The organism is Pseudomonas sp. NPDC087185, from assembly GCF_044744955.1.
Taxonomy (GTDB): Bacteria; Pseudomonadota; Gammaproteobacteria; order Pseudomonadales; family Pseudomonadaceae; genus Aquipseudomonas.
Genome location: NZ_JBIUZK010000004.1, coordinates 233,602 through 259,111 on the forward strand (window position 1 = coordinate 233,602; position 25,510 = coordinate 259,111).

Here is a 25,510-nt window from a genome sequence, read left to right on the forward strand (position 1 = left end):
GCGCCAGCCGTATCCCCACATCGCCGCAGCAAATCAAAGGATGTACACCATGACGTCGGTCACCCCGTGCGCCAGTTCTTCCAGCGAGATGAAAGACTTCCTCCAGGCCCATCCGGACACCCAGTACGTCGATCTGCTGATCTCCGACATGAACGGCGTGGTACGCGGCAAGCGCATCGAGCGGGCCAGCCTGCACAAGGTGTACGAGAAGGGGATCAACCTGCCGGCTTCGTTGTTCGCCCTGGACATCAACGGCTCTACCGTTGAAAGCACAGGCCTTGGCCTGGACATCGGCGATGCCGACCGCATCTGCTACCCGATCCCAGGCTCGCTGTGCAACGAACCCTGGCAGAAACGCCCCACCGCCCAGCTGCTGATGACCATGCACGAGATCGAAGGCGAGCCGTTCTTCGCCGACCCGCGCGAGGTGCTGCGCCAGGTGGTGAGCAAGTTCGACGACCTGGGCCTGGATATTTGCGCCGCGTTCGAGCTGGAGTTCTACCTGATCGATCAGGACAACCTCAACGGCCGCCCACAGCCGCCGCGCTCGCCGATCTCGGGCAAGCGCCCGCAGTCGACCCAGGTTTATCTCATCGACGACCTCGACGAATATGCCGACTGCCTGCAAGACATGCTGGAAGCGGCCAAGGAGCAGGGCCTGCCCGCCGATGCCATCGTCAAGGAAAGCGCCCCGGCGCAGTTCGAAGTCAACCTGCACCACGTGGCCGACCCGCTGAAGGCCTGCGACTACGCGATCCTGCTCAAGCGCCTGATCAAGAACGTCGCCTACGACCATGAAATGGACACCACCTTCATGGCCAAGCCCTACCCGGGCCAGGCGGGTAACGGCCTGCACGTGCACATCTCGTTGCTGGACAAGAAAACCGGCAAGAACATCTTTGCCCATGAAGACCCGCTGCAAAGCGACGCCCTGCGCCATGCCATTGGCGGTGTGCTGGAAACCATGCCGGCGTCGATGGCCTTCCTGTGCCCGAACATCAACTCCTATCGCCGCTTTGGCGCGCAGTTCTATGTGCCGAACGCGCCGAGCTGGGGCCTGGACAACCGCACCGTGGCCGTTCGCGTGCCCACCGACAGCAGCGAAAACGTGCGCATCGAGCACCGCGTCGCCGGCGCCGACGCCAACCCGTACCTGATGCTCGCGGCGATCCTGGCCGGCATCCACCACGGCCTGACCGGCAAGGTCGAGCCGGGCGCACCGATTGAAGGCAACTCGTACGAGCAGCTGGAACAGAGCCTGCCGAACAACCTGCGTGATGCCCTGCGCGCGCTGGATGACAGCGAAGTGCTCAACCAATACATCAGCCCGGACTACATCGACATCTTCGTGGCCTGCAAGGAAAGCGAGCTGGCCGAGTTCGAAGTGTCGATCTCCGACCTTGAGTACAACTGGTACCTGCACACGGTGTAAGCCCATGAGCGCAAATGCGGTCCCCTTGATCGGTGTCAGCGCCTGCCGCCAGCAGGTGGGGAAGAACTCGTCGCACACGGTGGGCGACAAGTATGTCGAGGCGGCCGGCTTTGCCGGGTTGCCGCTGATCCTGCCGGCCCGCGATGGTGGCAGCGACACGCAAGCGCTGCTGGCCCGGCTCGACGGCATTCTTTTTACCGGCTCACCTTCAAATGTCGAGCCGCATCATTACAATGGCGCCCCCAGCGCGGAAGGCACCCGGCACGACCTTGCACGTGACCGCCTGACCCTGCCGCTGCTGCAGGCGGCGATTGCCGCCGGTGTACCGGTATTCTGCATTTGTCGTGGTTTCCAGGAGCTGAACGTAGCCCTTGGCGGCACCCTGCACCAGCGTGTGCAGGAACTGCCGGGCTACCTGGACCATCGAGAACCTGAAGATGCACCCCTGGAGGTGCAATACGGCCCTCGTCACCCCGTCGGCATTGCGCCTGGCGGGGTGTTCGAGCGCCTGGGCCTGGCTGCGCAGTTCGACGTCAACTCGCTGCACAGCCAGGGCATCGACCGCCTGGCTCCGGGCCTGCGTGTCGAGGCACGGGCCCCGGATGGCCTGATCGAAGCGGTGTCGATGCCTGATGCGCCGGGCTTTGTGCTCGGCGTGCAGTGGCACCCGGAATGGCGTTTTGCCGAAAACCCGGTCTCCCGCCGCCTGTTCCAGGCGTTCCGCGAGGCCTGCATTGCCCATGCTGCACGGTAGGGTTTTACCCGAAGGTCTTGGATGACCGACACCGATTCGCAAGCTTTCAATGAGTGAAAGCGCCTTGTTCGCAAGGCCTGTGACAACAATTCCAATAGTTACGGCAAATACTCATGAGCAATTACACAGAAGCCGGTCGCCCACCCGATGCGGCCGACTCGGGCAGCACTCAGCGCAGCAAAGGCCTGGCCAAGGGCCGTCTCGGCCTGCTGGCCAGCGTGGTGCTGGGCATTTCCACGATCGCCCCGGTCTACACCCTGACCGGCGCCCTTGGCCCTACCGTGCGGGAGGTCGGCGCCCACCTTCCCGCCGTGTTCATCGTTGGCTTCCTGCCTATGCTGCTGGTCGCCCTGGGCTACCGCGAGCTGAACGCAGCGGAGCCTGACAGCGGCACTTCCTTTACCTGGTCGGCCCGCGCCTTCGGCCCGATGATCGGCTGGATCGGTGGCTGGGGGCTGGTCGTCGCGACCACCATCGTATTGTCCAACCTGGCAGGCGTCGCCGTCGATTTCTTCTATCTGTTCCTTGGCCAGATCACCGGCAACCCTGAGCTGGCAGCCCTGGCGGATAACCTGCTGATCAACATCACCACCTGCTGCGTGTTCATCGCCATGGCGGTGTGGATCTGTTGCCGCGGCATGGCCACCACGATGACGGTGCAATATGGCCTGGTGGCGCTGCAGCTGCTGGTGCTGATCGGCTTTGCCTTCGCTGCCTTCGGCGAGACCACCGCGCCGCCGCCGCTGGCATTCGACTTCGCCTGGTTCAACCCGTTTGGCGTCGAGTCGTTCTCGGCGTTCGCCGCGGGCCTGTCGCTGTCGATCTTCATCTTCTGGGGTTGGGACGTGTGCCTGACCGTCAGTGAAGAATCGATCGGCAGCGACGAGGTGCCTGGCAAGGCGGCGACCTGGACGGTGCTGCTGATTCTGGGCCTGTACCTGCTTACCGCCATCGCCACCCTGCAATTCGCCGGGATCAGCGAGCACGGCCTGGGCCTGAACAACCCGCGTATCCAGGAGAACGTCTTCGCTCACCTGGCCGGGCCGGTCATGGGGCCGCTGGCGATCCTGATGTCCATCGCAGTGTTGGCCAGCACCGCCGCGTCGCTGCAGTCGACCTTCGTCTCGCCGGCGCGCACCCTGCTGGCCATGGGTTATTACGGTGCGGTGCCAGAGCGCTTTGCCAAGGTTTGCCCGCGCTCGCAAACCCCGCGCTACGCGACCATCTGCGCCGGCATTGCCGCAGGCCTGTTCTACGTGACCATGCGTACCCTGAGCGAAAATGTGCTAGCCGATACCATCACCGCGCTGGGCATGATGATCTGCTTCTACTATTCGCTGACCGCCTTTGCCTGCGTCTGGTACTTCCGCCACAGCCTGTTCTCCAGCCTGCGCCACTTCTTCATGCGCGGCCTGTGCCCGCTGGTGGGTGGGGTGATCCTGTCGGTGATTTTCGTGCGCACCGCCATCGACAGCGCCTCGCCGGAATTCGGCAGTGGCTCGCATGTGGCCGGGCTTGGGTTGGTGTTCGTGATTGCGGCGATCATCTCGGCACTGGGGATCGTGCTGATGATGCTTTCGCGGATGCGTGCGCCGGCTTATTTCCTGGGGGCTACCCTGCGACAGCAGGCGACCCTGCAGTTGCAGGAATAAACGAAAGGGGCTGCAAAGCAGCCCCTTTCGGTCTATCAGGAAAGCAGTTCTTTCAGCAGCGCCCCGTGACGCTGCTGCTGTTTCTTCAGCAGCAGCCGGTTGGCGACAAACACCGCCTTCAACTCCTCCAGCGCCACGTCGAAGTCATCGTTGATGATGACGTAGTCGTACTCGTCGTAGTGCACCATCTCGCTGACCGCTTCCTTCATGCGCCCGTCGATGATCGCTTCGCTGTCCTGGCCGCGGCCGTCCAGGCGATGGCGCAGGGCTTCCTGGCTTGGCGGCAGGATGAATACCGACAGGGCCTCAGGCATCAGCTTGCGTACCTGCTGGGCGCCTTGCCAGTCGATTTCGAGAATCAGGTCGAAGCCTTGGTCGAGGGTCTGCTGCAGCGCACTGCGCGAGGTGCCATAGAAGTTGCCGAACACTTCGGCATGCTCCAGGAAGTCACCCTGGTCGATCAATGCCTTGAATTCTTCGTGAACGACGAAGTGGTAGTTCACCCCGTGCTGCTCACCCGGGCGCATGGCGCGGGTGGTGTGCGAGACCGAGACGCGGATTTGCTGGTCGTCCGTGGTCAGGGCCGTTACCAGGCTGGTTTTTCCGGCACCCGAAGGAGCCGAAACGATGTAGAGAGTGCCGCTGCTGTGATTCATGGTCGGGGTGGCCTTACTCGATGTTCTGTACTTGTTCACGCATCTGTTCGATTAGCACCTTCAGGTTGACCGCCGCTTGCGTGCTACGCGGGTCGAAGGCCTTGGAGCCCAGGGTGTTGGCCTCGCGGTTGAGCTCCTGCATCAAAAAGTCCAGGCGCCGCCCGGCGGCGCCGCCGGACTTGAGCACCCGGCGCACTTCGGTGACGTGGGTGCTGAGGCGGTCGAGTTCCTCTGCAACGTCACTCTTTTGCGCCAACAGCACCATCTCCTGTTCCAGGCGCTGCGGGTCGAGCTCGGCCTTGAGGTCGCCGAAGCGGTCGATGATCTTCTGCCGCTGCGCCGCCAGCATCTGCGGCACCAGGGCGCGCAGGGTGGTGACCTCGGTGGAAATGTTGTCCAGGCGCTCGTTGATCAGCCGGGCCAGCTCCTGGCCTTCACGCTGGCGCCCGGCCTTGAGTTCGGCCAGGGCTTCGTCGAACAGTGCCAAGGCCTCGGCATTGAGTGCCTGCGGGTCGCTGGCATCGGCCACCAGTACGCCCGGCCAGGACAGCACCTCCAGTGGGTTGAGTGGTGCTGGCTGCTTGATCAGGCCAGCCACTTCTTCGGCGGCGGCGACCAGCTGCGCAGCGCGCTCACGGTCAACCTTGAGCGGTTTGCCATTGCTGTCTTCGTGCAGGCGCAGGGTGCATTCGACCTTGCCACGTGACAGGCCTTGGCGCAGGCCTTCACGCACCGCGCCTTCGAGGTCGCGCAGGGCGTCGTGCAGGCGCAGGTGGGGTTCAAGGTAGCGGTGGTTGACCGAGCGCAGTTCCCAGGCCAGGGTGCCTTGGCTGCCGGCGCGCTCGACACGAGCAAAAGCGGTCATGCTGTGCACCATGGGGAGTACCTCGCGTAGATGAAGTGAACGGGGTCAGCCTTTCGGCTGCAAGGCGCAGGATTGTAGCGCAGTGGCGCCTCGGCGCCCAATCCGGCCATGTTACAGAGCCGCCATCGGGCAATGGGAAAAGGCGACAGGCTGTCCGCGACGCGACAATAAGCATGTCCTCGCCGGGCAGCGGGCTCTATAATGCTGGGCAGATTCAAAGTCCCAGTACAGGTATCCCAGATGAAACGTCCAAGTGGTCGCGCCGCCGATCAGCTCCGCTCGATCCGCATCACCCGCAACTACACCAAGCACGCCGAAGGGTCGGTACTGGTCGAGTTCGGTGACACCAAGGTCATCTGCACGGTCAGCGTTGAAAACGGCGTGCCGCGCTTCCTCAAAGGCCAGGGCCAAGGCTGGCTGACCGCCGAGTACGGCATGCTGCCGCGTTCCACTGGCGAGCGTAACCAGCGCGAAGCCAGCCGTGGCAAGCAGGGTGGCCGCACCCTGGAAATCCAGCGCCTGATTGGCCGCTCGCTGCGCGCCGCGCTGGACATGAGCAAGCTGGGTGACGTCACCCTGTACATCGACTGCGACGTGATCCAGGCCGACGGCGGCACACGCACTGCGTCGATCACCGGTGCCATGGTCGCGCTGGTCGATGCCCTGGCGGTGATCAAGAAGCGCGGCGGCCTGAAGGCCGGCAACCCGCTCAAGCACATGATCGCCGCCGTGTCGGTGGGCATGTATCAGGGCGAGGCAGTCCTCGATCTGGACTATGCGGAAGACTCCAAGGCCGAGACCGACCTGAACGTGGTCATGACCAGCGCCGGTGGTTTCATCGAAGTGCAGGGCACCGCCGAAGGTGCACCGTTCCAGCCTGAAGACTTCAACGCCATGCTGGCGCTGGCGCAAAAAGGCATGAACGAGATTTTCGAACTGCAGCAGGCCGCACTGGCCGACTGACTGTTTCTGCAGGCACAAAAAAGCCGACAGTGATGTCGGCTTTTTTGTGCCTGAGCAGTACTCAGATGGTCAACGTCCAGTCGTAGTCGACGATCAGCGGCGCGTGTTGCGAGAAGCGCGGCTGACGTGGCAGGCGGGCGTTGCGCACGAAACGGCGCAGGCCCGGGGTCAGGATCTGGTAGTCAAACCGGTAGCCCAGGTTGAGCATCTCGGCCTGCTCGTTGTCCGGCCACCAGCTGTACTGGTCACCTTCGCGGCTGACTTCGCGCAGGGCATCGACATAGCCCATTTCGCCGGTGATCGCGTCCATCCAGGCACGCTCGGGCGCCAGGAAGCCAGGCGACTGCTGGCTGTCGCGCCAGTTCTTGATGTCGAGCTTCTGCTGCGCCACGTAGAACGAGCCGCAGTAGATGTACTCGCGGCGCTTGCGGCGCTGCTTGTCCAGGTACTTGGCGAAGTCGTCCATCAACTTGAACTTCTGGTTCAAGTCTTCGTCGCCGTTCATGCCCGAAGGCAGCAGCAGGCTGGCAATACTGACTTTGTCGAAATCTGCTTGCAGATAACGCCCGTAGCGGTCGGCTGTCTCGAAGCCCAGGCCGGTGATGACTGCCTTGGGCTGCATGCGCGAGTACAGTGCCACGCCACCTTGGGCGGGTACCTCCGCGTCGCAGGCATAAAGGAAATAGCCATCGAGCTGGAAAGCTGGGTCGTCGAGTTCAAAGGCCGAGGCGCGGGTATCCTGAAGGCAGATGACGTCGGCATTCTGGGCTTGTAACCAGCTGAGCAATCCACGCTCGGCCGCAGCCTGAATGCCATTTACGTTCACACTGATGATCCGCATAAATGGCCCCAAAAATCTCGTGCGTGTATGATACCCGAGCTCAACCCATTTAGCTAAATCCGTGGTGTCCGGGACTTTCCATGCAGCCGTATCAGCGCGACTTTATCCGTTTTGCCATCGATCGCGGTGTTCTGCGCTTCGGTGAATTCACCCTGAAATCAGGGCGTACCAGCCCATACTTCTTCAATGCCGGCCTGTTCAACACAGGTTCCGCCCTGGCTGAGCTGGGGCGTTGCTACGCGGCGGCCATCGTCGACAGCAAGATCCCATTCGACGTGCTGTTTGGCCCGGCCTACAAGGGCATCCCCCTGGCGGCGACCACCGCCGTGGCCCTGGCCGATCAGCATCAGCTCGATGTGCCCTGGTGCTTCAACCGCAAAGAAGCCAAGGATCACGGCGAAGGCGGCAGCCTGGTCGGCGCGCCGCTGGCCGGTGACGTGCTGATCATCGACGACGTGATCACAGCCGGTACCGCTATCCGCGAAGTCATGCAGATCATCAATGCCCAGCAGGCCAAGGCGGCGGGCGTGCTGATCGCACTGAACCGCGAAGAGCGCGGTAATGGCGAGCTGTCGGCGATCCAGGAAGTGGAACGCGACTTTGGTATTCCGGTCGTCAGCATCGTTTCGCTGACCCAGGTGCTGGAGTTCCTGGCCGATGACCCGCAGCTCAAGCAGCACCTGCCTGCTGTCGAGGCGTATCGGGCGCAGTACGGGATCTGATTCCGGCCTGGCAATGAAAAAGGCGACCTTCAGTGAAGGTCGCCTTTTTTGTGTCGCCTCCGGTCGTACTCAGTCGGTGCCGTACTTCGGCGAACGCGGCCCGTAGAGGATGCCGCCGTTGGGGTAGGGCGACAGCAGGCGCGCGCTGGTGATGCCGGCGATAGGGTAGCCGGCATCATCCTGAACGCTGCTGATGATCTGGTTGATCGCTGCCGCGACCAGCATGCCGATCAAGCCGCCCTGGTTCTGCTGGTTCTCCTGGCTGGAGGCGGTGGCGCTGCCTGTCCACAGGGTGGTACCGGTCTTCAGGTCGACCAGCTTGGCGTTGGCGGTGACGATGGTCGCGCTGCTCAGCACCATGTAGCGGGTGCCATAGTCTGAGACGGTCACGTACAGGCCGGCATCGGCGCCGAAAATCTCGTGCAGCTTGGTGGTCGGCAGCTGATGGATGTCGGCGGGGGTGGTCATGCCGTTCTGGCGGAAGGTTTCGTCCACCAGTGCCACGGGCATCACGTAGTAGCCGGCTTCCGCCAGCGGATAGGTGACTTGCGACAGCATGCTGTAGGTGGCCTTGACGTCCGGCGACTCGTTAAGCGGCGGCAGGATCAGGATCGACTTGGGGCGGGCCTGCTTGTAGGCCGAGTAGTCGATGGTCTTGCGCTCGGCGCAGCCAGCGAACAAGGCCAGCACGCAGGCGCCGACCAGCAATTGGGTGAGGCGCTTGATCATGGCTTGGCCCCCTTGCTGGCGTTGCTCAACAGGAAGTCCATGTAGGCCGCCGATTCCGGGAACAGCGCTTTCTCGGTGCGGAACTGCTGAACCATCTGGTCATCCTTGCCCAGGCTGGAGTAGAGCAGGCCAAGCTGTGCGTGATAGCCAGGCGGCACGGCGCCGTTCTTGGCCTTGATCTTCTCCAGGTCGCGCTCCAGGGCGGTGACCTGCTCTTCTTTCGAGTCGCCTTTGAGGTAGCCGTAAACCTGTGGTTGGTAGCTTTCCCACTGGTACAGCGGCTTGGGCGCATTGCAGCCGGCCAGCAGGATGCTGCCCAGCACGAGGCCAGCGCAGGCGCGCTTGGCCGGGAGGGTAATGCTCATGGTTGGAGTCCTTCCTGGAAAAGCCGGTTACTGGGCCTTGGGGTTCCACTGGCCGTTTTCGACTGCGCCCACCAGCTTGTTCACGGCTTCGCGCATGGCCAGGTCGAGGACCTTGCCGTTGAGCGTCGAGTCGTAGCTGGCGGTGCCGCCAAAACCGATGATCTCGCGGTTGGAGAGTGCGTATTCACCCGCTCCCTGGCTTGAGTAGACCACTTCGGAGGTGCTGATATTGACGATGTTCAGCGCCACCTTGGCGTAGGCGATCTGGGTCTTGCCGCGGCCGAGAATGCCGAACAGCTGGTGATCACCGACTTCCTTGCGGCCGAACTCGGTAACGTCACCGGTCACCACGAAGTCTGCGCCTTTCAGGCGTTGCGCCTGGCCCTTGATCGCCGCTTCCTGCTGGATCTCGCTCATGTTGTCGCGATCGAGCACGTTGAAGCGGTTGGTCTGCTGCAGGTGGGTGATCAGGATGGTCTTGGCCTGGCCGCCCAGACGGTCGACGCCGTCCGAAAAGATACCGCGCATGTAGCTCGAGCGGTTGTCGAACTTGCCGACGGCAATCGGTGCGCGCACGCCGCTGTAGGGGCGGTTGACGCTTTCGACCTGCTGCACGGCAACAGCGGTGGATGTTTCGGTGGCGCAGCCGGCGATGGACCCGACAGCCAGGGCGGCTGCCAGCACGAGTCCTTGTGATGCGTATTTCACGCGTGTTCTCCAGGTAAGTAGTGGCTATTTGCAAGTAGGTTGCATTTTGCCACGTTGTCTCGGCTGCGCGTGCGCAATCTTGATGGTTGAACATGAAGATTGTCGGCCGTGAGCTACCTGTTGGGTGCATTCATTCGAACGCAAAGCGGGGCAAGCCCACCCCCACGCCTGTTTCAAAGGCACGAGTGTGGGGCTTGCCCCGCAGGTGTTGCGGTGAAATCAGTGACGCTTGCGGTTGCTGATCAGGGTGCCCACGCCACTGTCTGTGAAGATCTCCAGCAGCACCGCATTCGGTACGCGGCCGTCGATGATGTGCGAGGTCGTCACGCCACCCTGAACCGCATCCAGCGCGCACTTGATCTTCGGCAGCATGCCGCCGTAGATGGTGCCGTCGGCGATCAGCTCGTTGACCTGCTCGGTGGTCAGGCCGGTCAGTACCTGGCCCTGCTTGTCCATCAGGCCGGCGATGTTGGTCAGCAGCATCAGCTTCTCGGCTTTCAGTGCTTCGGCCACCTTGCCGGCCACCAGGTCGGCGTTGATGTTGTACGACTCACCGTTGGCGCCCACGCCGATTGGCGCGATCACCGGGATGAAGTCGCCCTTCACCAGCATGTTCAGCAGGTCGGTGTTGACGCTGACCACTTCGCCGACGTGGCCGATGTCGATGATTTCCGGCTGGGTCATCTCTGGGGTCTGGCGGCTTACGGTGAGCTTCTTGGCGCGGATCAGTTCCGCATCTTTGCCGGTCAGGCCGATGGCGCTGCCGCCGTGGCGGTTGATCAGGTTGACGATGTCCTTGTTGACCTGGCCACCCAGGACCATTTCAACCACATCCATGGTCGCCGCGTCGGTGACGCGCATGCCATCGATGAAGTGGCTTTCGATCGACAGGCGCTTGAGCAGGTCGCCGATCTGCGGGCCACCACCGTGCACGACCACCGGGTTGATGCCCACGGCCTTCATCAGCACGATGTCCCGGGCGAAGCCGGTCTTGAGCTCTTCGCTCTCCATCGCGTTGCCGCCGTACTTGATCACCAGGGTCTTGCCGACAAAGCGGCGAATGTAAGGCAGTGCTTCGGACAAAACCTCGGCTACATGGGAAGCGGCATCGCGATCGAGGGTCATGCAGGGCTCCTGTAAGGAACAGATAGTCGGTCAGAACGGCAGTTGCAGCTCAGGGGCAACCCGCAGCAACTGGGCGCGGAAAACATCCTTGATACGTTGCAACTCGGCGTCGCTTTCGGCCTCGAAGCGCAGCACCAGCACCGGCGTGGTGTTGGAGGCGCGTACCAGGCCCCAGCCCTGGGCGTAGTCGACCCGCACACCGTCGATGGTGGTCAGGCTGGCGTCGCCCCAGTCAGCGTCGCGTTGCAGTGCATCAATGATGCTGAATTTACCCTCGTCGGTCACATCAATGTTGATTTCCGGTGTGGAAATATCGTTCGGGAAGGCGGCGAACAGGTTTTCGGCGTTCTGCCCGGCCTTGCTGATGATCTCCAGCAGGCGCGCGGCGCTGTAGATGCCGTCGTCGAAGCCGTACCAACGCTCCTTGATGAAAATGTGCCCACTCATCTCGCCAGCCAGCAGCGAACCGGTCTGCTTCATCTTCTTCTTGATCAACGAGTGGCCGGTCTTCCACATCAGCGCGCGGCCGCCGTGCTGTTCGATCAGCGGGGTCAGGCGGCGGGTGCATTTGACGTCGAAGATGATCTCGGCGCCGGGGTTGCGCGACAGCACGTCCTGGGCAAACAGCATCAGCAGGCGGTCGGGGTAGACGATACTGCCAGTGTTGGTCACCACGCCCACGCGGTCGCCGTCGCCGTCGAAGGCCAGGCCGATGTCGGCGTTGGTTTCCTTGACCTTGGCGATCAAGTCTTCGAGGTTTTCCGGCTTGCCCGGGTCCGGGTGGTGGTTAGGGAAGTTGCCATCCACCTCGCAGAACAACGGAATGACTTCACAGCCAAGGGCTTCGATCAGCTGCGGTGCGATCACGCCGGCTGCGCCGTTGCCGCAATCCACCACCACCTTGAGCTTCTTCGCCAGTTTCACGTCGCCGACGATCTGCTGGTAGTAGCGCTCAAGGATCTCGACCTTCTGCACGCTGCCTTCGGCACGGGTCAGGTCGTTGGTTTTCAGGCGGGTCAGCAGGGCCTGAATCTGTTCGTTGGCCAAGGTATCGCCAGCGATGACGATCTTGAAACCGTTGTAATCCGAAGGGTTGTGGCTGCCGGTGAGCATCACGCCCGACTTGCCCGCCAGCACGTTGGCGGCGAAATACAGCGCTGGGGTCGGCACCAGGCCAACGTCGGTGACCTGGCAACCGGCTTCGACCAGGCCTTTGATCAGTTGCTCGACCAGCATTGGGCCAGACAGCCGGCCGTCGCGGCCGACGGAGATCTGCGGTTCGCCCTGGGCGAGGGTCTGGGCGCCGATGGCGCGGCCGATCCAGTAGGCCGTTTCGGCGTGCAGGGTCTTGCCGACCACGCCGCGGATATCGTACGCGCGGAAGATGCTGTCAGGCAGTGCGGGGACCAGGTGGGCCATGTCGTTCATCTCTGGAAGCTCCATTAATCAAAGGCCTTCTGGGCAGGCGCAAACTGAACGCTTGGACGGCGGTTTTGCCAGAGAGTTCGCCATCCATGGCGCCAACGGTCGCCGCTCGTCTCAGTTGGTGCCGGAGTGGCCGAAACCGCCGGTGCCGCGCTGGCTTTCGTCGAAGCTTTCGACAATGTCGAAATGCGCCTGCACCACCGGCACCAGCACCAGCTGGGCGATGCGCTCGCCAACGGCGATGGTGAACGGCGTGTTGCCGCGGTTCCAGCACGACACCATCAGTTCCCCTTGGTAGTCCGAATCGATCAGGCCGACCAGGTTGCCCAGCACGATGCCGTGCTTATGGCCCAGGCCCGAGCGCGGCAGAATCATTGCTGCCAGGCCCGGGTCGCCGATGTAGATCGACAGGCCGGTGGGGATCAGCAGGGTCTGGCCCGGCTCAAGGACAGTGTCCTCTTTCAGCAGGGCGCGCAGGTCGAGGCCGGCGGAGCCCGGGGTGGCGTATTGCGGCAGCGGGAATTCGCTGCCCAGGCGTGGGTCAAGGATTTTGGCTTGAAGAGCGTGCATGTAACTTATTGAACCTGATTGAGCCGTTCGGCGATGAAGGCGACCAGTTGCCGGGCGATCTTGCCCTTGCTGGTCTGCGCGAAGAGGGTCTGGTGCTGCTGGCGGTCGATCACGGTCAAGGCGTTCTCTTCGCTGTTGAAGCCAATGCTGGGGTTGGCCACATCATTGGCGACGATCAGGTCGAGGTTCTTGTCCTTGAGCTTGCGCGTGGCGTAATCGAGCAAATGTTCGGTTTCGGCGGCAAAGCCAACGCTGAACGGGCGGTCGTTGCGGCCAGCGATGGTGGCAAGGATATCGGGATTACGCACCATCTGCAGCAGCATGCCGTCGCCGGTCGTAGGATCTTTCTTGAGCTTTTGCGCGGCAACGACCTCTGGGCGGTAGTCCGCGACCGCTGCCGAGGCGATGAACAGGTCGCACGGCATGGCAGCTTCACAGGCGGCGAGCATGTCCCGCGCACTGACCACGTCGATGCGGTTGACCCGGTCGGGCGTCTGCAGGTGCACCGGGCCGGTGACGAGGGTCACCCGAGCACCGGCTTCGGCGGCCGCTTCGGCCAGGGCAAAGCCCATCTTCCCGGAGCTATGATTGGTGATGTAGCGCACCGGGTCGATGTTTTCCTGAGTCGGGCCGGCGGTGATCAGCACGTGCTTGCCGGTGAGCGCCTGGCGCTTGAAGCTTTCGGCGGCGCACCAGGCCAGGTCGGTGGCTTCGAGCATGCGGCCCAGGCCCACGTCGCCGCAGGCCTGGCTGCCGGAGGCCGGGCCGAACACCTGGATGCCACGGCTCTTGAGCACTTCGAGGTTGGCCTGGGTGGCCGGGTCGCGCCACATTGCTTGGTTCATGGCCGGGGCGACAGCCACAGTGGCGTCGGTGGCCAGCACCAGGGTGGTCAGCAGGTCGTCGGCCATGCCCTGGGCCATACGCGCCATCAGGTCGGCGGTGGCCGGGGCGATGAGCACCAGGTCGGCCCACTTGGCCAGTTCGATATGGCCCATGGCCGCTTCGGCGGCGGGGTCGAGCAGATCCAGGTGTACCGGGTGGCCGGACAGCGCCTGCAAGGTCAGCGGGGTGATGAATTCAGCACCACCACGGGTCATGACGACGCGCACCTGCGCGCCGTGCTCCAGGAGACGGCGAATCAGCTCGGCACTCTTGTAGGCGGCAATGCCGCCCCCAACGCCGAGAACGATGCGCTTGCGATACAGCCGCTGCATAGGCTTGCCTTTTTCCAGTGAGAGCGGGCGGCGACGAACAAGACTGCCTGCGGCAGAACGTCGCATGTACGAGGCGAAATAGATTAACACAGGGCCCAAACGTGCCGCAGCACGACCAAGGAGCAGGGATGAATATCAGGGAGTGGCCCGCTGAAGAGCGGCCGAGGGAGAAGTTGTTGTTGCGCGGGGCCGGCAGCCTTTCCGATGCGGAACTGTTGGCGGTATTTCTGGGTTCCGGTGTGCGTGGCCGCAATGTCATGGAGCTGGCGCGAGGGCTGCTGGTGAAGTTTGGAGGCCTCCGTCAGTTGCTGGAGGCCGACCGGGAAGGCTTCTTGGGCGAGCTTGGGCTTGGGCCGGTGAGGTACAGCCAGTTACAGGCATTGCTGGAGATCGGGCGCAGGCACCTTGCGACGTCCATTGAGCGTGAATCGGTCATGGATAACCCGACGGCAGTTCGGCGTTATCTCAAAGCCATGCTGCGTCACGAGGCCAGCGAGGTGTTCGGTTGCCTTTTCCTGGATACCAAGCACAGGCCACTGGCCTTCGAGATTCTGTTCAGGGGCACGATAGACCGGGCAAGCGTCTACCCCCGCGAGGTTGTGCGTCGGGCATTGCTGCACAATGCGGCGGCGTTGATCCTGTGCCACAACCATCCTTCGGGTAACAGCGAGCCCAGCCAGGACGATGTGCACATGACGTTATCGCTGAAGCGGGGGCTGGCGCTGATCGATGTGCGGGTGCTCGATCACATCATCGTGGGCGATGGGGAGCCGTTGTCGATGGTCGAGCATGGGTGGATTGTTGCTTAGCGGTGTACCTGTACCGGCCTCTTCGCGGGGCAAGCCCGCTCCCACAGGTTCTCCGCATTCTCTGAAGCAGAGGCGTTCTTGTGGGAGCGGGCTTGTCCCGCGAAAGGGTCAGTGCAGGCACCCTCAAACTCAGCGGTTCACCGAAACCTTGCTGAAATCCAACCGCCCGAACGGGCTCACCTGATACCCCTCGACCCCGTCACGCAACAGTGTCGCCGCTGTCGGATGCGCCAGCGGCACCCACAGTGCCTGCTGCTGGATCAGCGTCTGCGCCTGCTGGTAAAGCCGGCTGCGCACGCTCTGGTCGTTGGTCGTGCGCCCGGCACTGATCAGCTGATCCAGCCGGTTGTCGCAGAACCGCGCGAAGTTGGTCCCCGACTTCACCGCCGCACAGGAAAACTGCGGGCTGAGGAAGTTGTCCGGGTCGCCGTTGTCGCCCGCCCAGCCCATGAACAGCAGGTCATGCTCACCGGCTTTGGCGCGGCGGATCAGCTCGCCCCATTCGATCACACGGATTTCGGCCTTGATGCCGATCTTGCCCAGGTCGGCCTGCAGCATCTGCGCGCCCAGGCTCGGGTTGGGGTTGAGCAGGCTGCCCGATGGGCGGGTCCAGATCGTGGTGCTGAAGCCATCTGGCAGGCCGGCCTTGGTCAGCAGCGCCTTGGCCTTTTTCAGGTCCAGCGGGTAGCCGGGCAGGTCCTTGGCGTAGCTCCAGGTGTTGGGCGGGTAAGGGCCGTTGGCGGCGGTGGCGGTGTCTTCGAACACGGCCTTGAGGTAGGCCTGCTTGTCGAAGGCCAGGTTGATCGCCTGGCGCACTTCGGGCTTGTCCAGCGGCGGGTGCTCGCTGTTGATGGCGACGAAGGCAGTCATGAAGGCCGGCGCGGTGGCCACCTTGAGGTTACTGTCCTTGCCGGCTTCGGCAACGTCCAGCGGTTTGGGTGACAGGGCTACCTGGCATTCGCCGCGTTTGAGCTTCTGCAGGCGCACGTTGGCGTCGGTGGTGATGGCGAAGATCAACGGGTCGACCGAGGGCTTTGCGTCGAAATAGTCGGGGTTGGCGCGGTAACGCACCACCGCGTCCTTCTGGAAGCGCTGGAAGACGAACGGGCCGGTGCCGATCGGCTGGCTGTTGAGCTTCTCCGGGGTGCCGGCCTTGAGCAGTTTGTCGGCGTATTCGGCCGAGTAGATCGAGGCGAAGCCCATGCTCAGGGTGGCCAGGAAGGTAGCGTCGGCGTGGGTCAGGGTGAAGCGCACGCTGTTCGGCTCGGTGGCCTCGATCGACTTGATCAGGCTACCCAGTTGCAGCGACTGCGCGTGCGGGTAGCCACCCGGCGCGGTCTTGTGCCAGGCGTGGGCGGGGTAGAGCATGCGCTGGAAGCTGAACAGCACGTCGTCGGCATTCAGCTCGCGGGTGGGCTTGAAGTACGCCGTGCTGTGGAATTTGACGCCGTCACGCAGCTTGAAGTCGTAGACCAGGCCGTCGGGCGACACCGTCCAGCTTTGCGCCAGGCTGGGTACGACCTTGCCTTGCGCGGCGTCGAACTCGACCAAGCGGTTCATCAGCACGTCAGCCGAGGCATTGGTGGTGGTCAGCGAGTTGTACTGGACCACGTCGAAGCCTTCGGGGCTGGCTTCGCTGCAGACGCTCAGCGGGGCCGCCTGGGCAACGCCTGCGGCAAACAGTGAGGTAAACAATAAGGAAAGGGCGGCGGCACGCATCGTGACTCCTTGGCTGTCAGTGGCCCATCTGCCAGTGCAGTCTGGAAACGTCCTACCCTAGTGTGCGCATCGGCAAATGACCACTCTCTTTTTACGCCGCTTGGCGACGAGTGGTCGACACTACGCCGGGCTAGCCGCTATGCTGCTCGCGCACGATTTGTCTCAGCTAGATGCTCATCATCTGTTGTTGCAACGCAGTCTTTCTGGTATAAAGCAGCGCTCTTTTCTAGGGGCTCGGCCTGTCGCATCAGCGGATCCGGTCGATAAGACCTCCAGAATCACGGCGCCTGGCGCCAAAGACTGAGAGATTAAGCGGCCAACCCATGCCGGGTTGGGCATGTGGTTTTAGAGGGCTGAGTCATGTCGAGAGTCTGTCAAGTTACTGGTAAGGGTCCAGTAACCGGGAACAACATTTCCCACGCAAACAACAAAACCCGTCGTCGTTTCCTGCCGAACCTGCAGCACCACCGTTTCTGGGTTGAGTCCGAGAACCGTTTCGTGCGTCTGCGCGTTTCTGCCAAGGGCATGCGTATCATCGACAAGCGCGGCATCGACGCCGTTCTGGTTGACATCCGTCGCGCTGGCGCCAAGGTCTAAGGAGAACATCATGCGTGAATTGATCCGTCTGGTTTCGAGTGCCGGTACCGGCCACTTCTACACCACCGACAAGAACAAGCGCACCACTCCGGACAAAATCGAGATCAAGAAATACGATCCGGTTGTTCGCAAGCACGTGGTGTACAAGGAAGCCAAGATCAAGTAATTGATCGGCGACCTGAAAAAAACCCGCATCCGAAAGGACGCGGGTTTTTTTATGCCTGTCGCAACGGGCTGTCTGGCGACCGCGCGTTATTTCTGCTCGAACATCACATAGATCTTGCGGCACGGTTCCAGCACTTCCCAGGTGCCCTTGAAGCCCGCAGGGATGACAAAGCGATCACCGGCACGCAGCGTCTTGGCACCGCCATCCGGGTCGCGCAGCACCGAGACGCCCTGAACGATCTCGCAATACTCGTGCTCGGTGTAGCTCACAGTCCACTGCCCGACTTCACCTTCCCACACGCCCGCAGCAAACTGGCCACAAGGGCTGGAGTAGTGGTTGTAGACCGCCTGGTCCGGCTCGCCCTTGAGAATTTTTTCCGCCGCCGGGCGGTAGCGCTCGGCCTCGGTGAGGACCTGGGCGAAGTCGATGATGCTGGCGATGCTCATGGTGCGGCTCCTGTTGTTGTTTAATAAAATGCACATCAGTAGGCTTTTAGGCCTTTCGTGTCAAATATATTGATAGTTTACCCGGCCTGGTTTAGGGTATCGCTTGCCCGTGTGCGCTTGTCGCCCGGCCAGAATTCTGACAACGCCTGTGAGTCCTCAGTGCGGCGTTGCACCCTAAACAAGAGGAGGAGTTTCGTATGACCACCCTGACTCGTGCAGACTGGGAACAACGCGCCCAGCAACTGAAGATCGAAGGCCGTGCCTTCATCAATGGCGAATACACCGACGCCGCATCCGGTGAAACATTCGACTGCCTGAGCCCGGTCGACGGACGCTTCCTGGCCAAGGTCGCCAGCTGCGACCTGGCCGACGCCAACCGCGCCGTGGAAAACGCCCGCGCCACCTTCGATTCCGGCGTCTGGTCGCGCCTGGCCCCGGCCAAGCGCAAGGCCAAGCTGATCCGCTTTGCCGACCTGCTGCGCAAGAACGTCGAAGAGTTGGCGTTGCTCGAAACCCTCGACATGGGCAAGCCGATCGGTGACGCCTCCAGCATCGACGTCCCGGGCGCGGCGCAAGCGCTGCACTGGAATGCCGAAGCCATCGACAAAGTCTACGACGAAGTCGCGCCAACCCCGCATGACCAGCTCGGCCTGGTGACCCGTGAGCCGGTGGGTGTGGTCGGCGCCATCGTGCCGTGGAACTTCCCGCTGCTGATGGCTTGCTGGAAGCTCGGCCCGGCCCTGGCCACCGGTAACTCGGTGGTACTCAAACCGTCCGAAAAATCGCCGCTCACTGCCATCCGCATTGCCCAGCTGGCCATCGAAGCCGGCATCCCGGCGGGCGTGCTGAACGTGCTGCCAGGCTACGGCCACACCGTCGGCAAGGCCCTGGCCCTGCACATGGACGTCGACACCCTGGTGTTCACCGGCTCGACCAAGATCGCCAAGCAGCTGATGATCTACGCCGGCGAGTCGAACATGAAGCGTATCTGGCTGGAAGCCGGTGGCAAGAGCCCGAACATCGTCTTCGCCGACGCCCCGGACCTGCAAGCCGCCGCCGAAGCTGCCGCCAGCGCCATCGCATTCAACCAGGGCGAAGTCTGCACCGCCGGTTCCCGCCTGCTGGTCGAGCGTTCGATCAAGGATAAATTCCTGCCACTGGTGGTCGAGGCCCTCAAGGCCTGGAAGCCGGGTAACCCGCTGGATCCTGCGACCACCGTCGGCGCGCTGGTCGACACCCAACAGATGAACACCGTGCTGTCGTACATCGACGCCGGGCACCAGGACGGCGCCAAGCTGCTGGCCGGTGGCAAGCGCATCCTCGAAGAGACTGGCGGCACCTACGTCGAGCCGACCATCTTCGACGGCGTGACCAACGCGATGAAGATCGCCCAGGAAGAAATCTTCGGCCCGGTGCTGTCGGTGATCACCTTCGACACCGCCGAAGAAGCCATCGCCATCGCCAACGACACCCCATATGGCCTGGCGGCCGGCATCTGGACCTCGGACATCTCCAAGGCCCACAAGACCGCCCGCGCGGTGCGCGCTGGCAGCGTCTGGGTGAACCAGTACGACGGTGGCGACATGACCGCGCCGTTCGGTGGTTTCAAGCAGTCGGGCAACGGCCGTGACAAGTCGCTGCATGCGCTGGAGAAGTACACCGAGCTGAAAGCGACCTGGATCAAGCTGTAAATCCAGAGGGGCTGCACTACAGCCCCAACAACAGCCGGGCCGGTTCACGCCGTCCCGGCTGTGTCGTTTCTGCTGTTCAAGCATTCTGCCTGGGAGGCCGCTATGCGCTGGGGAACCTACTTTGCCGTGCTGGCATCGGTGCTGAGCGTCGGGCTTGCGCTCGGCGTGAGCATGCCGCTGGTGTCCCTGCGCCTGGAGACCTGGGGCTACGGCAGCTTCGCCATCGGCGTGATGGCGGCGATGCCGGCGTTGGGCGTGCTGATTGGCGCCAGCCTGGCCAGCCGCCTGGCCGGTTGGGTCGGCGTACCCTCGGCCATGCGCCTGTGCCTGTGGGGCGGGGCGTTGTCGATTGGCTTGCTGGCGCTGCTGCCGAGCTACCCGCTGTGGCTGGCGCTGCGCTTGCTGATCGGCATGTCGCTGACGGTGGTGTTCATCCTCGGCGAAAGCTGGATCAACCAGCTGGTGGTCGAGCAGTGGCGCGGCCGCCTGGTGGCCTTGTATGGCAGCAGCTATGCCTTGAGCCAGCTGGCCGGGCCGCTGGTGCTGGGTTTGCTGGGCTCCGACGATGACTTCGGCTTCTGGGCCGCGACTGGCCTGTTGCTGCTGGCGCCGTTGCTGTTGTTGGGCCGTGGTGGCGCGCCGAGCACCGAAGCCTGCAGTGTGACCTTCAGTGACCTGTTCGCCTTCTGCCGCCGCCTGCCGGTCATCGCGTGGGCCATCGCGTTGTTTGCGTCCTTCGAGGCAATGATCCTTACCTTGTTGCCGGTGTACTGCCTGCAGCAAGGCTTCACTACCGAGCTGGCGCTGTTCATGGTCAGCACCGTGGTAGTAGGCGATGCGGTGCTGCAGCTGCCGATTGGCGCCTTGGCCGACTACATGTCGCGGCGCACGCTCTTTACCGGTTGCGCAGTCATCTTGCTGTGTTCCAGCCTGGCGATTCCGGTGCTGCTGCACACCCCGGTCATCTGGCCGTTGTGGGTGCTGTTCGGGGCCAGTGCCGGCGGCCTGTTCACCTTGTCGCTGATATTGATCGGCGAGCGTTATCGGGATGATGCGCTGGTGCGCGCCAACGCCCATGTGGCGCAGTTGTGGGGCATCGGCTGCCTGTTTGGGCCGTTGCTGGCCGGGGCGGGGAGCCAGTGGATCAGCGGCCATGCCTTGCCGCTGCTGATGGCCGTCGGGGCGGCCGGGTTGGTGGTGTTGACCCGGCGGCGCGGGGCCTTCGAGCCTGCCGCCGCCTGAGGCCCTGCGCTACAGCATTTTCTCCAGCCCGACCGCCTTGCTGATCCACGCATTGAAGCGCCGCCAGAGCCCACCCGGCTCTGCCGCCAGCGTATGCATCTGGCCGTTGTCCTCGGTCACCCAGACCAGTTTGTCATTGGCCAGCTTCACCTGATAACTCAGCGCTGGCGCCATGCCCTGCAGTGCCAGCTCGCGGGTGTATTCGGCCAGCTCCGGGCTGTCCACCAGCACCCCTACCTCGGTATTCCACAGCACCGAGCGCGGGTCGAAGTTGAACGAGCCGATGAAGGTCTTGCGCCGATCGAACACGATCGCCTTGCTGTGCAGGCTCGAATCAGAGCTGCCATGGAAGCTCAGGCGCCCGGCGCTGGGGTCGCCCGGTTGGCGACGCAACTCGAACAGCTGCACGCCGTGTTCGAGCAGCGCCCGACGATAGGGCGCGTAGCCGCCATGCACCGCCGGCACGTCGGTGGCTTCCAGCGCATTGGTCAGCAGCCTGACCGACGCCCCTGCGTCGGCACGGCCGGTCAGGTACAGCAGCCCTGGCTCGCCCGGCACGAAGTACGCCGATACCAGGATCAGCTCCTTGTGCACGCTGGCCAGGTCCGGTGCCAACTGTTGGCTCATCAGCAACTGCGGGTCGGGTTCGTCGTCGGCCAGCACCTTGCTCGGCGCGTCCCAGAGTGCCGAGCTGTGGGCCCAGATCAGCTCGTTGCGCCAGACATCCAGGCGCGGCTGTGATTGATAGGCCATCAACCGGTCATACAGCGCCTTGCGCTTCACCCGCGCCTCGGCCAGTGACACCTCCAGGCGATGGCGGCTGGCGCGCAGGTCGGCTTCATCCGGCTGCTGCCACAGGAAGTCGCCGATAGGCCGGCTCAGGGCGCTGTTCCAGTACTGGTCGAACCCATGCCCCAGCTGCTCGGCCACCGGGCCCACGCCGAGCAGGTCGATGTCGGTGAAGTTGAGGTTGGGCTCGGCATCGAAATACTCGTCACCCAGGTTGCGCCCGCCGACGATGGCCATGCTGTTGTCCACCAGGAACAGCTTGTTGTGCATGCGCCGGTGCTGACGCGACAGGTTGAACAGGCGCCCCACGGCCCGCGTGACGCCGGTGCTGCGCCCCAGGTGCAGCGGGTTGAACACGCGGATCTGGATATTCGGATGGGCATCGAGGGTGCCCATGATGGTGTCCAGGCCATCGCTGGTGGTGTCGTCGAGCAGGATGCGCACGCGTACGCCACGGTCGGCGGCACGCAGCAACTCATGAACCAATGCGCGGGTGCTCAGGCCGTCGTGGACGATGTAGTACTGCAGGTCGATGCTCGCCTGGGCATTGCGGATCAGCTCGGCGCGGGCACGGAACGCTTCGTTGCTGTTGGGCAGCAGGCGAAAGCCCGAGCGCCCTTCATATGGCGCTGCCTGGCGCAGCACCGAGCGGCCGAAGGCCGAATCCTTGGCCGGCAATGCCTGGCTGATTTCGCGGGGCGTACCGACGCTGGCGCAGCCTGCAAGGCCGAGCAGCACCAGCAGCAGAGGCAGAGCTCGCTGGAGTCTCAAGGGTGAATCGTCCTGTACAGCAAAGGCCTGAGAGGTTGGACCGTGGAGGGCGGCGTAAAGTTACGCGTCGACGTGCTCTTCAGCCAGTAGACGAAGGGCGGTTTCACCCACTTTGCGCACTGCGTCCTCGATGAGCGGCGTTGGCCGCGCGGCGAAGTTCATGCGCAGGCAGTGGCGGAACTTGCCCGACGCCGAGAAGATGCTGCCCACGGCTACTTGCACGCCCTGTTCCAGTAAAGCGCGATTCAGCCGCAGCGTATCGAAATGTTCTGGCAACTCCACCCACAGCATGAAGCCACCCTGGGGCCGGCTGACGCGGGTGCCTGGCGGGAAGTACTGGCTCACCCAATCGCTCATCAGGTCGCGGCCGCGCTGGTACTGGCTGCGCATGCGCCGCACGTGCGGCTGGTAGTGCCCGGCGGCGATGAAGTCGGCGATGGCCAGTTGTGGCTGGGTGGCGGTACTGCCGGTGCTGATGTACTTCATGTGCAGCACCCGCTCCAGGTAGCGCCCGGGCGCCACCCAGCCGATGCGCAGGCCAGGTGCGAGGGTCTTGGAAAACGAACTGCACAGCAGCACGCGGCCGTCATCGTCGAATGACTTGAGGGTACGCGGGCGCGGGTAGGTGTAGGCCAGGTCGCCATACACATCGTCTTCCAGAATCGCCACGTCATAGCGCTGGGCCAGGCTCAGCAGGGCCTTCTTGCGTGCCTCGGGCATGATGTAGCCGAGCGGGTTGTTGCAGCTCGGGGTGATCTGGATGAGTTTGATCGGCCACTGTTCGAGCGCCAGTTCCAGGGCTTCGAGGCTGATGCCGGTGATCGGGTCGGTGGGGATTTCCAGTGCCTTCATGCCCAGGCCCTTGAGGGTCTGCATGGCGCCGTGGAAGCTCGGTGAGTCGACCGCGACGATGTCGCCCGGTGCGCACACGGCGCGGATGCTGCACGACAGTGCTTCGTGGCAGCCGGTGGTCACCACCAGGTCGGCCGGTGCCAGGCGGCAGCCGGAGTCGAGCATCAGGCGGGCGATCTGCTCGCGCAGGGTGAGGTTGCCATGAATGTTGTCGTAGTAAAGGCCCGGCATGTCCTGCCGCCGGCTCAGCTGTGCGAGGCTGCGCAGCAAGGGTTTGAGGCTTGGGCTGTCGATGTCGGGCATGCCACGGCCGAGCTGGATCACGTCCTTGCGTGGGGTGCTGCGCACCAGTTCCAGCACCTGCTCCCACTGCGAGATGTCTACCGGGCGTTGGGCTGGGCGGCTGACGGCGGGCAGGGCGGCCAGGTGGCGATGATCGCTGACGAAGTAGCCGGACTTGGGCCGTGGCGAGACCATGCCGCTGTCTTCCAGCATGCGGTAGGCCTGCTGCACGGTGCTCAGGCTGACGCCGTGCTCCATGCTCAGGGCGCGTACCGACGGCAGGCGCTGGCCGGGGCGGTACAGGCCTTGCTCGATGCGGGCGCCAAGCAGTTCGGCGAGGTTCAGGTAGAGCGTCACGGCATACTCCTGCGCGGCGTTACAGTCGCGACCAGTACAGTTTGCTTGAAAATACAGCATTCAGCCGCGCGGCCGCCAATTCTGTATGTGAATAATAAGCCTCTATTGGCTCTGTATTGTCGAGGCCGCCAGCGCGCATGCTTTTTCCACGGTAACCACTGAATGGGAGAACGCAGCGATGGGTGGCATGAGCGATGTGCGCTTGCAACTGATGGCCAAGGAACTGGAAGCGGGGCAGCAGGCCAAGGTCTTCAATGCGCCGGCAGGCCTTGGCCGTTGGGGCCTGATGCTGCACCGCTGGCACACCCGCAGGGCGCTGTTGCAGCTGGATGACGACCAGCTGCGTGATATCGGCCTGAGCTGGGAGCAGGCCCGCGAAGAAGGCCGCAAACCTTTCTGGAAAGAGTGATTCACAGAGCTGATCTAGACCAGCTCTTTGAGCCGGTGCCACAGCATCCCCAAGGCCAGCAGCGGCGAGCGCAGGTGCTTGCCGCCGGGGAAGGTGATGTGCGGCACCTTGGCGAACAGGTCGAAGCGCCCGCTCTGCTGGCCGCCGATCGCCTCGCCCAGCAGGCGTGCGGCCAGGTGGGTGGCGTTGAGCCCGTGGCCGGAGTAGGCCTGCGCGTAATAAACATTTGGCTGGCTGGCCAGGCGGCCGATCTGCGGCAGGCGATTGGCACCGATGCCGATCATCCCGCCCCACTGGAAATCGATGCGCACGTCGGCAAGCGCCGGGAAGACCTTGAGCATCTTCGGCCGCATGTAGGCGGCGATGTCCTGTGGGTCGCGGCCGGAATAATGGCAGGCGCCACCGAACAGCAGGCGGTGATCGGCAGACAGGCGATAGTAGTCCAGCGCCACGCGCTGGTCGCACACCGCCATGTTCTGCGGCAGCAGCTGGCGCGCGCGCTCCTCACCCAGCGGTTCGGTGGCGATGATGTAACTGCCGGCCGGCAGCACCTTGCCGCCCAGCTCGCGGTTGAGGTCGTTGTGGTAGGCGTTGCAGCACAGTACCAGGGTCTTGGCGCGCACCTGGCCCTGGGCGGTGTGCACCTTGACCTCAGGGCCGTACTCGATACGGCTGACTTCCGACTGCTCGTACAACTGCACACCGAGGCGGCTGGCCACCGCCGCTTCGCCGAGCGCAAGGTTGAGTGGGTGCAGGTGCCCCGAGCCCATGTCGATCAGGCCGCCGACGTAACGATCGGAGCCGACCACGCTGTGGATATCGTCTTTCTGCACCAGGCGCAGTTCATGCCGGTAGCCCAGGCTGCGCAGTTCTTCGGCATCCTCGGCAAAGCCTTGCAGCTCTCCGGGCTTGTTGGCCAGGTCGCAGTAACCCCAGGTCAGGTCGCAGGCGATGGCGTGCCGTTCGACCCGTTCACGCACGATTTCCACGGCTTCCAGGCCCATCAGCTTCAGGCTGCGCACGCCTTCTTCGCCAATCACCGGGAGGAACTGCTCCAGGCCATGGCCGACACCGCGGATCAGCTGCCCGCCATTGCGCCCGCTGGCGCCCCAGCCAAGCTTGCGCGCCTCCAGCAAAATCACCGACAAGCCGCGTTCGGCCAGCTCGATAGCGGTGTTCAGGCCCGAGTAGCCGCCGCCGACGATGCACACGTCGGCGCTGTGCTCACCTTGCAGGAAGGGGTGATCGGGGTGGGGCGCGCTGCTGGCGGCGTAGTAGGAGGCGGCGTGCTGCGCGCTGTGGATCATTGGGCAGGTCCTGGGTGTTTAGGCAGAAAGGGGAGGATAAGTGGGGTTT

25 protein-coding genes and 1 pseudogene are annotated in these 25,510 nt (G+C 63.4%); 11 read left to right on the forward strand and 15 right to left on the reverse strand.

Annotation, left to right across the window (positions count from 1 at the left end; genetic code table 11):
- Positions 1 to 88 precede the first annotated feature (88 nt).
- The 3 genes from ACIPIJ_RS15660 (at position 89) to ACIPIJ_RS15670 (ending at position 3,838) form a co-directional block, all read left to right on the forward strand.
- Positions 89 to 1,432, forward strand: coding sequence for a glutamine synthetase family protein (locus ACIPIJ_RS15660; protein WP_401078956.1), 1,344 nt, complete (start codon positions 89 to 91; stop codon positions 1,430 to 1,432).
- A gap of 4 nt (positions 1,433 to 1,436) precedes the next feature.
- On the forward strand, positions 1,437 to 2,186 hold the full coding sequence (locus tag ACIPIJ_RS15665) for a gamma-glutamyl-gamma-aminobutyrate hydrolase family protein (RefSeq protein ID WP_401078000.1): 750 nt from the start codon (positions 1,437 to 1,439) through the stop codon (positions 2,184 to 2,186).
- A 113-nt stretch (positions 2,187 to 2,299) separates the two neighbouring features.
- A complete protein-coding gene (locus ACIPIJ_RS15670; protein WP_401078002.1) occupies positions 2,300 to 3,838 on the forward strand; it encodes an APC family permease in 1,539 nt (512 codons plus the stop codon).
- A 35-nt stretch (positions 3,839 to 3,873) separates the two neighbouring features.
- On the opposite strand, the gene gmk is transcribed toward ACIPIJ_RS15670, so the two are convergent.
- Both gmk and ACIPIJ_RS15680 read right to left on the reverse strand, forming a co-directional pair.
- Complete coding sequence (gene gmk, locus ACIPIJ_RS15675; RefSeq protein WP_401078004.1) at positions 3,874 to 4,494, reverse strand: guanylate kinase; 621 nt, start codon at positions 4,492 to 4,494, stop codon at positions 3,874 to 3,876.
- 13 nt (positions 4,495 to 4,507) lie between these two features.
- Positions 4,508 to 5,371 carry a YicC/YloC family endoribonuclease gene (locus ACIPIJ_RS15680; RefSeq protein ID WP_401078007.1) on the reverse strand — a complete coding sequence of 288 codons (864 nt, stop codon included), beginning with the start codon at positions 5,369 to 5,371 and terminating at the stop codon, positions 4,508 to 4,510.
- A gap of 228 nt (positions 5,372 to 5,599) precedes the next feature.
- Between ACIPIJ_RS15680 and rph the strand changes: the two genes are divergently transcribed.
- On the forward strand, positions 5,600 to 6,322 hold the full coding sequence (gene rph, locus ACIPIJ_RS15685; RefSeq protein ID WP_401078010.1) for a ribonuclease PH: 723 nt from the start codon (positions 5,600 to 5,602) through the stop codon (positions 6,320 to 6,322).
- Positions 6,323 to 6,383: 61 nt separating this feature from the next.
- Here rph and ACIPIJ_RS15690 read toward each other — a convergent pair whose 3' ends face one another.
- Positions 6,384 to 7,163 carry an exodeoxyribonuclease III gene (locus ACIPIJ_RS15690; protein WP_003253401.1) on the reverse strand — a complete coding sequence of 260 codons (780 nt, stop codon included), beginning with the start codon at positions 7,161 to 7,163 and terminating at the stop codon, positions 6,384 to 6,386.
- 80 nt (positions 7,164 to 7,243) lie between these two features.
- Here ACIPIJ_RS15690 and pyrE point away from each other — a divergent pair, with 80 nt between their 5' ends.
- Positions 7,244 to 7,885: an orotate phosphoribosyltransferase gene (pyrE, locus tag ACIPIJ_RS15695; protein WP_003253405.1), complete on the forward strand. Its 642-nt coding sequence runs from the start codon at positions 7,244 to 7,246 to the stop codon at positions 7,883 to 7,885.
- A 69-nt stretch (positions 7,886 to 7,954) separates the two neighbouring features.
- Here the strand turns inward: pyrE and ACIPIJ_RS15700 are convergent, their stop codons facing one another.
- From ACIPIJ_RS15700 to coaBC, 7 genes and pseudogenes are all read right to left on the reverse strand, one after another.
- Positions 7,955 to 8,614 (reverse strand): DUF799 domain-containing protein, encoded by a 660-nt coding sequence (locus tag ACIPIJ_RS15700; RefSeq protein WP_401078013.1) that lies wholly within the window; start codon positions 8,612 to 8,614, stop codon positions 7,955 to 7,957.
- Complete coding sequence (locus ACIPIJ_RS15705; RefSeq protein ID WP_401078016.1) at positions 8,611 to 8,979, reverse strand: DUF4810 domain-containing protein; 369 nt, start codon at positions 8,977 to 8,979, stop codon at positions 8,611 to 8,613. The genes ACIPIJ_RS15700 and ACIPIJ_RS15705 overlap by 4 nt, the downstream gene beginning before the upstream one ends.
- Before the next feature lie 27 nt (positions 8,980 to 9,006).
- Positions 9,007 to 9,687, reverse strand: coding sequence for a CsgG/HfaB family protein (locus ACIPIJ_RS15710; protein WP_401078019.1), 681 nt, complete (start codon positions 9,685 to 9,687; stop codon positions 9,007 to 9,009).
- A 219-nt stretch (positions 9,688 to 9,906) separates the two neighbouring features.
- Positions 9,907 to 10,812, reverse strand: coding sequence for an acetylglutamate kinase (gene argB / locus ACIPIJ_RS15715; protein WP_241806754.1), 906 nt, complete (start codon positions 10,810 to 10,812; stop codon positions 9,907 to 9,909).
- A gap of 30 nt (positions 10,813 to 10,842) precedes the next feature.
- Positions 10,843 to 12,216 (reverse strand): annotated as a pseudogene (locus ACIPIJ_RS15720) (phosphomannomutase/phosphoglucomutase); the annotation flags it as partial.
- A 135-nt stretch (positions 12,217 to 12,351) separates the two neighbouring features.
- Positions 12,352 to 12,807 (reverse strand): dUTP diphosphatase, encoded by a 456-nt coding sequence (gene dut, locus ACIPIJ_RS15725; RefSeq protein WP_401078022.1) that lies wholly within the window; start codon positions 12,805 to 12,807, stop codon positions 12,352 to 12,354.
- Between the two features lie 5 nt (positions 12,808 to 12,812).
- Positions 12,813 to 14,024 (reverse strand): bifunctional phosphopantothenoylcysteine decarboxylase/phosphopantothenate--cysteine ligase CoaBC, encoded by a 1,212-nt coding sequence (gene coaBC, locus ACIPIJ_RS15730; RefSeq protein ID WP_401078025.1) that lies wholly within the window; start codon positions 14,022 to 14,024, stop codon positions 12,813 to 12,815.
- 128 nt (positions 14,025 to 14,152) lie between these two features.
- Between coaBC and radC the strand changes: the two genes are divergently transcribed.
- Entirely contained in the window at positions 14,153 to 14,833 is a 681-nt protein-coding gene (radC, locus tag ACIPIJ_RS15735) for a DNA repair protein RadC (RefSeq protein ID WP_401078028.1), read from the forward strand.
- 129 nt (positions 14,834 to 14,962) lie between these two features.
- Here the strand turns inward: radC and ACIPIJ_RS15740 are convergent, their stop codons facing one another.
- Positions 14,963 to 16,552, reverse strand: a complete 1,590-nt coding sequence (locus ACIPIJ_RS15740; protein WP_401078030.1) for an ABC transporter substrate-binding protein — start codon at positions 16,550 to 16,552, stop codon at positions 14,963 to 14,965.
- Between the two features lie 360 nt (positions 16,553 to 16,912).
- On the opposite strand from ACIPIJ_RS15740, the gene rpmB reads away from it, so the two are divergent.
- Together rpmB and rpmG are read left to right on the forward strand one after the other, a co-directional pair.
- Positions 16,913 to 17,149, forward strand: coding sequence for a 50S ribosomal protein L28 (rpmB, locus tag ACIPIJ_RS15745; RefSeq protein ID WP_008091535.1), 237 nt, complete (start codon positions 16,913 to 16,915; stop codon positions 17,147 to 17,149).
- A 10-nt stretch (positions 17,150 to 17,159) separates the two neighbouring features.
- On the forward strand, positions 17,160 to 17,315 hold the full coding sequence (gene rpmG / locus ACIPIJ_RS15750; RefSeq protein ID WP_003253507.1) for a 50S ribosomal protein L33: 156 nt from the start codon (positions 17,160 to 17,162) through the stop codon (positions 17,313 to 17,315).
- An 86-nt stretch (positions 17,316 to 17,401) separates the two neighbouring features.
- On the opposite strand, the gene ACIPIJ_RS15755 is transcribed toward rpmG, so the two are convergent.
- Positions 17,402 to 17,761 carry a cupin domain-containing protein gene (locus ACIPIJ_RS15755; protein WP_401078034.1) on the reverse strand — a complete coding sequence of 120 codons (360 nt, stop codon included), beginning with the start codon at positions 17,759 to 17,761 and terminating at the stop codon, positions 17,402 to 17,404.
- A 197-nt stretch (positions 17,762 to 17,958) separates the two neighbouring features.
- Here ACIPIJ_RS15755 and ACIPIJ_RS15760 point away from each other — a divergent pair, with 197 nt between their 5' ends.
- Both ACIPIJ_RS15760 and ACIPIJ_RS15765 read left to right on the forward strand, forming a co-directional pair.
- Complete coding sequence (locus tag ACIPIJ_RS15760) at positions 17,959 to 19,452, forward strand: aldehyde dehydrogenase (RefSeq protein WP_401078037.1); 1,494 nt, start codon at positions 17,959 to 17,961, stop codon at positions 19,450 to 19,452.
- A 102-nt stretch (positions 19,453 to 19,554) separates the two neighbouring features.
- On the forward strand, positions 19,555 to 20,694 hold the full coding sequence (locus ACIPIJ_RS15765) for an MFS transporter (RefSeq protein ID WP_401078040.1): 1,140 nt from the start codon (positions 19,555 to 19,557) through the stop codon (positions 20,692 to 20,694).
- Positions 20,695 to 20,703: 9 nt separating this feature from the next.
- On the opposite strand, the gene ACIPIJ_RS15770 is transcribed toward ACIPIJ_RS15765, so the two are convergent.
- Together ACIPIJ_RS15770 and ACIPIJ_RS15775 are read right to left on the reverse strand one after the other, a co-directional pair.
- A complete protein-coding gene (locus ACIPIJ_RS15770) occupies positions 20,704 to 22,254 on the reverse strand; it encodes a phospholipase D family protein (protein ID WP_401078043.1) in 1,551 nt (516 codons plus the stop codon).
- 60 nt (positions 22,255 to 22,314) lie between these two features.
- A complete protein-coding gene (locus ACIPIJ_RS15775) occupies positions 22,315 to 23,745 on the reverse strand; it encodes a PLP-dependent aminotransferase family protein (protein ID WP_401078046.1) in 1,431 nt (476 codons plus the stop codon).
- Positions 23,746 to 23,923: 178 nt separating this feature from the next.
- On the opposite strand from ACIPIJ_RS15775, the gene ACIPIJ_RS15780 reads away from it, so the two are divergent.
- The gene (locus ACIPIJ_RS15780; protein ID WP_401078049.1) at positions 23,924 to 24,154 is read left to right on the forward strand and encodes a DUF1127 domain-containing protein; all 231 of its coding nucleotides are present in this window, start codon (positions 23,924 to 23,926) and stop codon (positions 24,152 to 24,154) included.
- 14 nt (positions 24,155 to 24,168) lie between these two features.
- On the opposite strand, the gene ACIPIJ_RS15785 is transcribed toward ACIPIJ_RS15780, so the two are convergent.
- Positions 24,169 to 25,461, reverse strand: coding sequence for an NAD(P)/FAD-dependent oxidoreductase (locus ACIPIJ_RS15785; protein ID WP_401078051.1), 1,293 nt, complete (start codon positions 25,459 to 25,461; stop codon positions 24,169 to 24,171).
- Between the last annotated feature and the right edge of the window lie 49 nt (positions 25,462 to 25,510).

What these genes read in the sequence shown, in the direction of transcription:
- argB (WP_241806754.1), bottom strand. Translation starts at nt 10,812, where the DNA reads ATGACCCTCGATCGCGATGCCGCTTCCCATGTAGCCGAGGTTTTGTCC.
- gmk (WP_401078004.1), bottom strand. Translation starts at nt 4,494, where the DNA reads ATGAATCACAGCAGCGGCACTCTCTACATCGTTTCGGCTCCTTCGGGT.
- ACIPIJ_RS15690 (WP_003253401.1), bottom strand. Translation starts at nt 7,163, where the DNA reads ATGCGGATCATCAGTGTGAACGTAAATGGCATTCAGGCTGCGGCCGAG.
- coaBC (WP_401078025.1), bottom strand. Translation starts at nt 14,024, where the DNA reads ATGCAGCGGCTGTATCGCAAGCGCATCGTTCTCGGCGTTGGGGGCGGC.
- ACIPIJ_RS15700 (WP_401078013.1), bottom strand. Translation starts at nt 8,614, where the DNA reads ATGATCAAGCGCCTCACCCAATTGCTGGTCGGCGCCTGCGTGCTGGCC.
- ACIPIJ_RS15705 (WP_401078016.1), bottom strand. Translation starts at nt 8,979, where the DNA reads ATGAGCATTACCCTCCCGGCCAAGCGCGCCTGCGCTGGCCTCGTGCTG.
- rpmG (WP_003253507.1), top strand. Translation starts at nt 17,160, where the DNA reads ATGCGTGAATTGATCCGTCTGGTTTCGAGTGCCGGTACCGGCCACTTC.
- rpmB (WP_008091535.1), top strand. Translation starts at nt 16,913, where the DNA reads ATGTCGAGAGTCTGTCAAGTTACTGGTAAGGGTCCAGTAACCGGGAAC.
- ACIPIJ_RS15760 (WP_401078037.1), top strand. Translation starts at nt 17,959, where the DNA reads ATGACCACCCTGACTCGTGCAGACTGGGAACAACGCGCCCAGCAACTG.
- radC (WP_401078028.1), top strand. Translation starts at nt 14,153, where the DNA reads ATGAATATCAGGGAGTGGCCCGCTGAAGAGCGGCCGAGGGAGAAGTTG.
- ACIPIJ_RS15780 (WP_401078049.1), top strand. Translation starts at nt 23,924, where the DNA reads ATGGGTGGCATGAGCGATGTGCGCTTGCAACTGATGGCCAAGGAACTG.
- ACIPIJ_RS15740 (WP_401078030.1), bottom strand. Translation starts at nt 16,552, where the DNA reads ATGCGTGCCGCCGCCCTTTCCTTATTGTTTACCTCACTGTTTGCCGCA.
- ACIPIJ_RS15665 (WP_401078000.1), top strand. Translation starts at nt 1,437, where the DNA reads ATGAGCGCAAATGCGGTCCCCTTGATCGGTGTCAGCGCCTGCCGCCAG.
- ACIPIJ_RS15765 (WP_401078040.1), top strand. Translation starts at nt 19,555, where the DNA reads ATGCGCTGGGGAACCTACTTTGCCGTGCTGGCATCGGTGCTGAGCGTC.
- ACIPIJ_RS15785 (WP_401078051.1), bottom strand. Translation starts at nt 25,461, where the DNA reads ATGATCCACAGCGCGCAGCACGCCGCCTCCTACTACGCCGCCAGCAGC.
- rph (WP_401078010.1), top strand. Translation starts at nt 5,600, where the DNA reads ATGAAACGTCCAAGTGGTCGCGCCGCCGATCAGCTCCGCTCGATCCGC.
- pyrE (WP_003253405.1), top strand. Translation starts at nt 7,244, where the DNA reads ATGCAGCCGTATCAGCGCGACTTTATCCGTTTTGCCATCGATCGCGGT.
- ACIPIJ_RS15670 (WP_401078002.1), top strand. Translation starts at nt 2,300, where the DNA reads ATGAGCAATTACACAGAAGCCGGTCGCCCACCCGATGCGGCCGACTCG.
- ACIPIJ_RS15755 (WP_401078034.1), bottom strand. Translation starts at nt 17,761, where the DNA reads ATGAGCATCGCCAGCATCATCGACTTCGCCCAGGTCCTCACCGAGGCC.
- dut (WP_401078022.1), bottom strand. Translation starts at nt 12,807, where the DNA reads ATGCACGCTCTTCAAGCCAAAATCCTTGACCCACGCCTGGGCAGCGAA.
- ACIPIJ_RS15660 (WP_401078956.1), top strand. Translation starts at nt 89, where the DNA reads ATGAAAGACTTCCTCCAGGCCCATCCGGACACCCAGTACGTCGATCTG.
- ACIPIJ_RS15680 (WP_401078007.1), bottom strand. Translation starts at nt 5,371, where the DNA reads ATGGTGCACAGCATGACCGCTTTTGCTCGTGTCGAGCGCGCCGGCAGC.